The sequence below is a fragment of the Ancylobacter crimeensis genome, assembly GCF_023016805.1.
Classification (GTDB): Bacteria; Pseudomonadota; Alphaproteobacteria; order Rhizobiales; family Xanthobacteraceae; genus Ancylobacter; species Ancylobacter crimeensis.
This window is the reverse complement of sequence record NZ_JALKCH010000018.1, coordinates 20,863-28,945: the sequence shown is the minus strand read 5'-3', so window position 1 is coordinate 28,945 and position 8,083 is coordinate 20,863. Positions and strand designations below refer to the sequence as shown.

4 protein-coding genes and 1 pseudogene are annotated in these 8,083 nt (G+C 70.6%); all 5 read left to right on the top strand.

The window, feature by feature from the left end; all coding sequences use genetic code 11:
* A partial coding sequence (gene infB / locus MWN34_RS19290; RefSeq protein ID WP_247030947.1) for a translation initiation factor IF-2 occupies positions 1-2,727 on the top strand: 2,727 nt, incomplete at its 5' end.
* Positions 2,728-3,342: 615 nt separating this feature from the next.
* The gene (rbfA, locus tag MWN34_RS19285) at positions 3,343-3,807 is read left to right on the top strand and encodes a 30S ribosome-binding factor RbfA (RefSeq protein ID WP_247030946.1); all 465 of its coding nucleotides are present in this window, start codon (positions 3,343-3,345) and stop codon (positions 3,805-3,807) included.
* Entirely contained in the window at positions 3,804-4,859 is a 1,056-nt protein-coding gene (truB, locus tag MWN34_RS19280) for a tRNA pseudouridine(55) synthase TruB (protein ID WP_247030945.1), read from the top strand. Before rbfA ends, truB begins: the two co-directional genes overlap by 4 nt.
* Positions 4,860-5,099: 240 nt before the next feature.
* Positions 5,100-5,369, top strand: a complete 270-nt coding sequence (gene rpsO, locus MWN34_RS19275; RefSeq protein ID WP_247030944.1) for a 30S ribosomal protein S15 — start codon at positions 5,100-5,102, stop codon at positions 5,367-5,369.
* 333 nt (positions 5,370-5,702) lie between these two features.
* Positions 5,703-7,872: pseudogene (gene pnp / locus MWN34_RS19270) on the top strand (polyribonucleotide nucleotidyltransferase); the annotation flags it as partial.
* Between the last annotated feature and the right edge of the window lie 211 nt (positions 7,873-8,083).

The following is an 8,083-nucleotide window of genomic DNA, read 5'->3' as shown; positions in this document are numbered from 1 at the left end:
GCCAGCGCACCCACGGCCGCGCCTGCCGCTCCGGCTTCCGCCGCGAGCGCGCCCGCCGCGCCGGCTCCGGCAGCTCCCGCCCCCGCGGCGGCCGCTCCCGCGCCGCGTCCGCAGGCCCCGCAGAACCAGAGCAGCCAGCCGGCCCGTCCGCAGGCCGGCACCCCGGCCGGTCGCCCGCAGGCTCCGGCTTCCGCCGGCCGGCCGCAGCCGGGCGGTGCCGGTCGCCCGCAGTCCTCCGCGCCGGGTCGCCCCCAGCAGGGCAACCAGGGCCGGCCCTACGGCAACAACAACCAGGGCAACCGCTCCTACGGCTCCGGCAACGCGAATCAGGGCAACCGTTCCGGCCAGACCGGCGGCCGCCCCGGCGTCGTGCTGCGCTCGCTGACCGAGGATGAGGCCCGCGCCCGCACTGCCGCGCTCCAGGACGCCCGCATCCGCGAGGCCGAGGAGCGCAAGCGCGCCGAGGAAGAAGCCATCCGCCGCGCCGAGCGCGAGGCCCGCGAGAAGGTCGAGCGCGAGGCCGCCGAGGCCCGCAAGCGCGAGGAAGACGCGCGCCGCGCCTTCGAGGAAGAGGCCAAGCGCAAGTCGGAGCAGGAAGCGCGCAAGCGTTTCGGCGACGAGAAGGCCGCCTCCGGCTCGCCCCCCGCAGCCGGCGCCCCGCGCAGCCCGAGCGCCGCTCCCGGCGCCGTGACCCCGCGCGTCGCCACTCCGCGCGGCCCGAACGCCATGGATTCCGAGGAGGACGATCGCCGTCCGGTCCGTCGGGGTCCCGGCGGCACGCCGGCACGCCCGGCCGCACCGGCCAACAAGCCGACCCGGCCCGCCGGCGGCGACAAGAGCCGCGGCCGTCTCACCCTGGTCACCGCGCAGTCGGGCGACGACGAGCGCCAGCGTTCGGTCGCTTCGTTCCGCCGCCGCACCCAGCGCATGAGCGGCCACCGCCAGGTGGAGACGAAGGAAAAGATCGCCCGCGAGGTCATCATCCCGGAGACCATCTCCATCCAGGAGCTGGCCAACCGCATGGCCGAGCGTGCCGTCGACGTCATCCGCATGCTGATGAAGCAGGGCCAGATGGTGAAGATCACCGACGTGATCGACGCCGACACTGCCCAGCTCATCGCCGAGGAACTCGGCCACACGGTGCGCCGCGTCGCCGAATCCGACGTCGAGGAAGGCCTGTTCGACACCCCGGACACCGCCGACGAGCTGCAGTCGCGCCCGCCGGTCGTCACCATCATGGGTCACGTCGACCACGGCAAGACCTCGCTGCTCGACGCCATCCGCCAGGCGAATGTCGTTTCCGGCGAGGCCGGCGGCATCACCCAGCACATCGGCGCCTATCAGGTCACCTCGCCGCTCGGCGGCAAGATCACCTTCATCGACACGCCCGGCCACGCCGCGTTCACCGCCATGCGCGCCCGCGGCGCGAAGGTGACGGACATCGTGGTGCTGGTGGTGGCGGCCGATGACGGCGTCATGCCGCAGACGATCGAGGCCATCAACCACGCCCGCGCCGCCAAGGTCCCGCTGATCGTCGCGATCAACAAGATCGACAAGCCGGATGCGAAGCCCGAGCGCGTGCGCACCGAGCTGCTGCAGCACGAGGTGCAGGTGGAAAGCATGGGCGGCGAGACGCTCGAGGTGGAGGTGTCGGCCAAGGCTCACACCAATCTCGACAAGCTGCTCGAGGCCATCACCCTGCAGGCCGAAGTGCTCGACCTCAAGGCGAACCCCGACCGCGACGCGGAAGGCACCGTCATCGAGGCCAAGCTCGACCGCGGCCGCGGTCCGGTGGCGACCGTGCTGGTCCAGCGCGGCACGCTGCATGTCGGCGACATCGTGGTGGCCGGCGCCGAATGGGGCCGCGTGCGCGCCCTGATCGACGACAAGGGCGCCAATGTCGCGACGGCGGCGCCGTCCTTCCCGGCGGAAGTGCTCGGCTTCAACGGCACCCCGGAGGCGGGCGACCGCCTCGCCGTGGTGGAAAGCGAAGCCCGTGCCCGCGAGATCACCGACTATCGCCAGCGCCAGAAGCGCGAGAAGGCGGCGGCCCGTTCCGCCACCGTCCGCGGCTCGCTGGAGCAGATGATGAGCCAGGCGAAGACGGCGGGCCGCAAGGAATTCCCGCTGATCATCAAGGGCGACGTGTCGGGCTCCATCGAGGCCATCATCTCCTCGCTGGAGAAGCTCGGCACCGACGAGGTGCAGGCCCGCATCATCCACTCCGGCGCCGGCGGCGTGAACGAGAGCGACGTCACCCTCGCCGAGACGGCGGGCGCGGCGATCATCGCCTTCAACGTCCGCGCCAACAAGGAAGCCCGCGAGGCGGCCGAGCGCGCCGGCATCGAGATCCGCTACTACAACATCATCTACGACCTCGTGGATGACGTGAAGCTGGCGATGGGCGGCCTGCTGGCTCCGGTGAAGCGCGAGACCATGCTCGGCAACGCGCTGATCAAGGAGATCTTCGCGGTCTCCAAGGTCGGCAAGGTGGCGGGTTGCCAGGTCACCGACGGCATCGTGGAACGCGGCCAGCATGTCCGCCTGATCCGCGACAACGTCGTGATCCACGAGGGCAAGCTCGCGACCCTCAATCGCTTCAAGGATGCGGTGAACGTCGTTCACGCGGGCCAGGATTGCGGCATGTCCTTCGAGAACTACCAGGACATGCGCGCCGGCGACGTGATCGAGTGCTACCGCGTCGAGGTGGTGCAGCGCACGCTGTGACGGGATGCGGGCCGCGCGCCCGTTCCTCCCGCCCGCCGGACCGGGCGGCGCGGCCCATGGCGCTGTCATGAGGTCGGCCGAACCGCTCCCCGCGGGCGCTTCGTGCCGCGCTTTCCACGGCTCGCCGCCCGTCTTTCGGGGCGTGGCGGCCGCCGCGAACCGGCGCGACAGACGACAGGAACCCCCGGGCGACTCATGGCGCCCGCGGTTCCGGCGGCGGTCCGGCCCGGCTCTCGGCCCGGCGGCGACCCGCACCGACAGGCGACACGTCGCCGGGTCCAAGTCCCGGCGGCGCGGCGGCGAAGGTTGGACGACCTGAGATTCCGCTGAAAGCCGACGCCGGCAGGAGGCCACCCGCACCGGATTGTCCGGTCCGGGAGGAGGCTGCCGGCGATCGACGGCGTGTCCCGTTGCATTCCCGGAACTGTTGGTTCCCGGAACCAGTCGGGCGCGGCGGCATTCCATCCATCGACAGGCCGCCTCCCCGCCTTCCGGCCGGATGCGGCCCTCTCGATGACATTTCGAAGACGACGTGGCGCGATAAGAACCGCGCCAGCCGGCTGCAGCGGGGGGTTCGGTCCGCCGCGCGGACGGGCAGGCAAGGACGAAGACGACATGAAACGCGGTTCCCAGGCGGGCGCTTCCGCCGGACCTTCGCAGCGGCAGTTGCGCGTCGGTGAGCTGGTGCGCCACGCGCTGTCCGACATTCTCTCGCGCGGCGACATTCCCGATCCGGCGCTGGCGCGCGTGCTCATCACCGTGCCCGAGGTGCGGATGAGCCCCGACCTCAAGATCGCGACCTGCTACGTCATGCCTCTGGGCGGCAAGGACGAAACCGGCGTGATCAAGGCGCTGGCCACCAACGCCAAGCCCCTGCGCGGCGAGCTCGGCCGCCGGCTGGAGCTGAAATTCACCCCCGAACTGCGCTTCCGCATCGACACCTCCTTCGAGGAAGGCGCCCGGATCGACGCCCTGCTGCGCTCGCCCGACGTCGCCCGCGATCTCGACCACGAGAACGATGAAGACCGCGAGAGCGATGACGACGCCGACGGCGCCACTTCCAAGGGAGACGAGGCATGACGCCCGCCGCAATGCTGCGCGACGACGCGCCCGAGACCGACGCCGCAGAGGCCCCGCGCGCCGACGCCTCGCGGGCTGACGCCCCGAAGGGCCGCAAGGGCGGTCCGCAGAAGAAGCGCCGGCCCAAGCGGGACATCGACGGCTGGGTGCTGCTCGACAAGCCGGTCGGCATGACCTCGACCCAGGCGGTCGGCGCGGTGAAATGGATGTTCGGCGCCAAAAAGGCCGGCCATGCCGGCACGCTCGATCCGCTCGCCTCCGGCTGCCTGCCGATCGCGCTCGGCGAGGCGACCAAGACCGTCCCCTTCGTGATGGACAGCGAGAAGGTCTACCGCTTCACTGTGCGCTGGGGCATCGAGACCGACACCGACGACAGCGAGGGCGAGCCCGTCGCCACCGCCGAAGGCCGGCCGGAGCGGGACGCGATCCTCGCCGCGCTCGACGCCTTCCGCGGCGAGATCGAACAGGTGCCTCCCGCCTATTCGGCGCTGAAGATCAATGGCGAGCGCGCCTATGACCTCGCCCGCGACGGCATCGAGGTGAAGCTCGCCCCGCGCATCGTCACCATCCACCGGCTCGATCTGGTGGAGATGCCCGACGCGGACCATGCGGTGTTCGAGACGCTGTGCGGCAAGGGCACCTATGTGCGCGCCATCGCCCGCGACCTCGGCCGCGCGCTCGGCACCCGGGGCCATATCAGCGCGCTGCGCCGTGCCTCGGTCGGCACCTTCACGGAGGAGCAGCTCGTGCCGCTCGCCGCGCTGCGCGCCATCGCCGAGGCCGACATGCCGGAGGGCGGCGACCCCACGGCGCCGATGGAGAAGCTTCGGCCGGTCGACATCGGCCTCGACACCCTGCCCCAGCTCCGGGTGAGCCCGGCGGACGCGGCGCGGCTGGTCCATGGCCAGAGCATCATCCTGCGCGGACGCGATGCGCCGATCCTCGAGGGCCCGGTCGCGGTGACCGCGCAGGGCCGTCTCGTCGCGCTGGGCGAGGCCGAGGGCGCGGAGATCTTCCCCCGCCGCATTTTCCACGCCCCCGCGAGGAATTGAGCCCCGCCGGTACGTGAAGCTGCCGGCATCGGCGACGCCGTAAGGCACGCGGAACTAGTTCTGGTGTGGCTTGCGTTTTCGTGTATGGTGCCGGCGCGTTGCGGACCCGTGCGGTCCGCGCGAACCCATAGCCATATCGACCGCGCTGGACGACATCCCGGCCCGGCCGGTGGCGATGGTCCCGACGCCGCACCTCACGAGGCGGCGTCACCTTCCCACAGCATCGCAAGGAGCACCCCGATGTCGATCACTGCCGAGCGCAAGCAGGCGCTCATCAAGGAATACGCCACCAAGACCGGCGACACCGGTTCGGCGGAAGTGCAGGTCGCGATCCTCACCGAGCGCATCGTCAACCTCACCGGGCATTTCAAGACCCACGCCAAGGACAACCACTCCCGGCGCGGCCTCCTGAAGCTCGTCTCCCAGCGCCGCGGCCTCCTCGACTATCTCAAGAAGACCGAGGAAGCCCGCTACAAGACGCTGATCGAGCGCCTCGGCATCCGCCGCTGAGCGTTACCGGCACCCCCTCGCCTATCGGGTGCTCGCGCCCGGTCGGCGATAAGGGCGCCGGATCCGAAAGAGCCGGGTGCGCCTGCCAGGGGTGGCGCCCGCCTCTTCCGAACTGAGGCGCGGCCGGAGGACCCGGCGCGCCGGCCGCCTAACGGGCGGCGGGCATGGGGCTCGCCGCATTCGACCAGGAAGCGGCGGCCATGGCAGGATCGCCGGAGGCTGACCGGCCGGACACCCGGCCGACCGGGCTCTCCCCGAAAGAGGGGACGGGCCCCGCGCGCAGCCTCCCGCCGTCTTGTCCATGGCCCCCGTTCCGGAAAGCCAGAGACAGACATGTTCGACATTCACCGCGAGGAACTCGACTGGGGCGGGCGCACGCTCACCCTCGAGACCGGCAAGATGGCCCGTCAGGCGGACGGTGCCGTGCTCGCGAAATACGGCGACACCACCGTGCTCGCCACCGTGGTTTCGGCCAAGGCGCCGAAGCCGGGGGTGGACTTCTTCCCCCTCACCGTGAACTACCAGGAAAAGGCCTATGCCGCGGGTCGCATCCCCGGCGGCTATTTCAAGCGCGAGGGCCGTCCCTCCGAGAAGGAGACGCTGGTCTCCCGCCTCATCGACCGGCCGATCCGCCCGCTCTTCCCAGAAGGCTATCGCAACGACACCCAGGTCGTCGTGACCGTGCTCTCGCACGATCTGGAGAACGACCCGGACGTGGTGGCGATGGTTGCCGCCTCCGCCGCGCTCACCCTTTCCGGCGTGCCCTTCATGGGCCCAGTCGGCGGCGCCCGCGTCGGCTTCATCGACAATGAATACGTCCTCAACCCCACCGTCGACGAGGTGAAGGACTCCGCGCTCGAACTCGTGGTCGCCGGTACCCACGACGCCGTGCTGATGGTCGAGTCCGAGGCCAAGGAGCTCTCCGAAGAGGTGATGCTCGGCGCCGTGATGTTCGGCCACCGCCACTTCCAGCCGGTGATCGAGGCCATCATCCGCCTCGCGGAAAAGGCCGCCAAGGAGCCGCGCGACTTCGCTGCGCCGGACCACTCTGCGCTCGAGACCGAGCTGCAGGGCCTCATCGGCGAGGATCTGCGCGCCGGCTACAAGATCGCCCGCAAGCAGGACCGCTACGCCGCCGTGGACGCCGCCAAGGCGAAGGCCAAGGCGCACTACGCCGCGATCGCGGCCGAAGGCGGCGCGGTGCCGGACAGCCAGACCCTCGGCGAGGCGCTGGAGGCTCTGCAGGCCAAGATCGTGCGCTGGACCATCCTCGACGACGGCGTGCGCATCGACGGCCGCGACACCAAGACCGTGCGCCCGATCGTGGCCGAGGTCGGCGTGCTGCCGCGCACCCATGGCTCGGCACTGTTCACCCGCGGCGAGACGCAGGCCCTCGTGGTCGCCACGCTCGGCACCGGCGAGGACGAGCAGTTCATCGACAGCCTGGAAGGCACCTACAAGGAACGCTTCCTGCTGCACTACAACTTCCCTCCCTTCTCGGTGGGCGAGACCGGCCGCATGGGCTCCCCCGGCCGCCGCGAGATCGGCCACGGCAAGCTCGCCTGGCGCGCCGTGCACCCGGTTCTGCCGCCGCAGCACGAGTTCCCCTACACGCTGCGCGCCGTCTCGGAGATCCTGGAGTCGAACGGCTCCTCCTCCATGGCGACCGTCTGCGGCACCTCGCTGGCGCTGATGGATGCCGGCGTGCCGATGCGCCGTCCGGTGGCGGGCATCGCCATGGGCCTCATCCTCGAGGGTGAGAAGTTCGCCGTGCTCTCCGACATCCTCGGCGACGAGGATCACCTCGGCGACATGGACTTCAAGGTGGCCGGCACCGAGAAGGGCGTCACCGCCCTTCAGATGGACATCAAGATCGCCGGCATCACCGAAGAGATCATGAAGGTCGCCCTCGGCCAGGCCAAGGACGGGCGCATGCACATCCTCGGCGAGATGTCCAAGGCGCTGTCCGGCGCCCGGTCCGAGCTCGGCGAGCACGCCCCGCGCATCGAGGTGATCCAGATCCCGGTCGACAAGATCCGCGAAGTGATCGGCTCGGGCGGCAAGGTCATCCGCGAGATCGTCGAGAAGACCGGCGCCAAGATCAACATCGAGGACGACGGCACCGTAAAGGTGGCCTCCGCGTCCGGCGAGTCGATCAAGGCGGCGCTGAACTGGATCAAGTCGATCGCCTCCGAGCCGGAGATCGGCCAGATCTATGACGGCACCGTCGTGAAGGTGGTCGATTTCGGCGCCTTCGTGAACTTCTTCGGCGCCAAGGACGGCCTGGTCCACGTCTCCCAGCTCGCCAAGGAGCGGGTGGCGAAGCCCTCCGACGTCGTCAAGGAAGGCGACCGGGTGAAGGTGAAGCTGCTCGGCTTCGACGAGCGCGGCAAGACCCGCCTGTCCATGAAGGTGGTCGACCAGACCACCGGCGAGGACCTCGAGGCGAAGAAGGACGAGCCCAAGGACGAGGCCGGCGCCGCCGAGTGAGGCACGCGGCCGGAGCCCGACGGGCTTCGGTTCCGAGAGCGGACGACATCAGCGGGGCGCCTTCGGGCGCCCCGTTTCGTTTTGGGGTGCGCTGTCCGGCGTGGCGATGCGGAGTGCCTGGCAAAGCCGGCCACCTGCGGGTCGCCCTGCCGGACGTGGCTGGCCAAGCCCCCGTACCGCCCGCCTTCACGCCGCCATCCCGGCCGGGGATCCCCGTTTTCCCC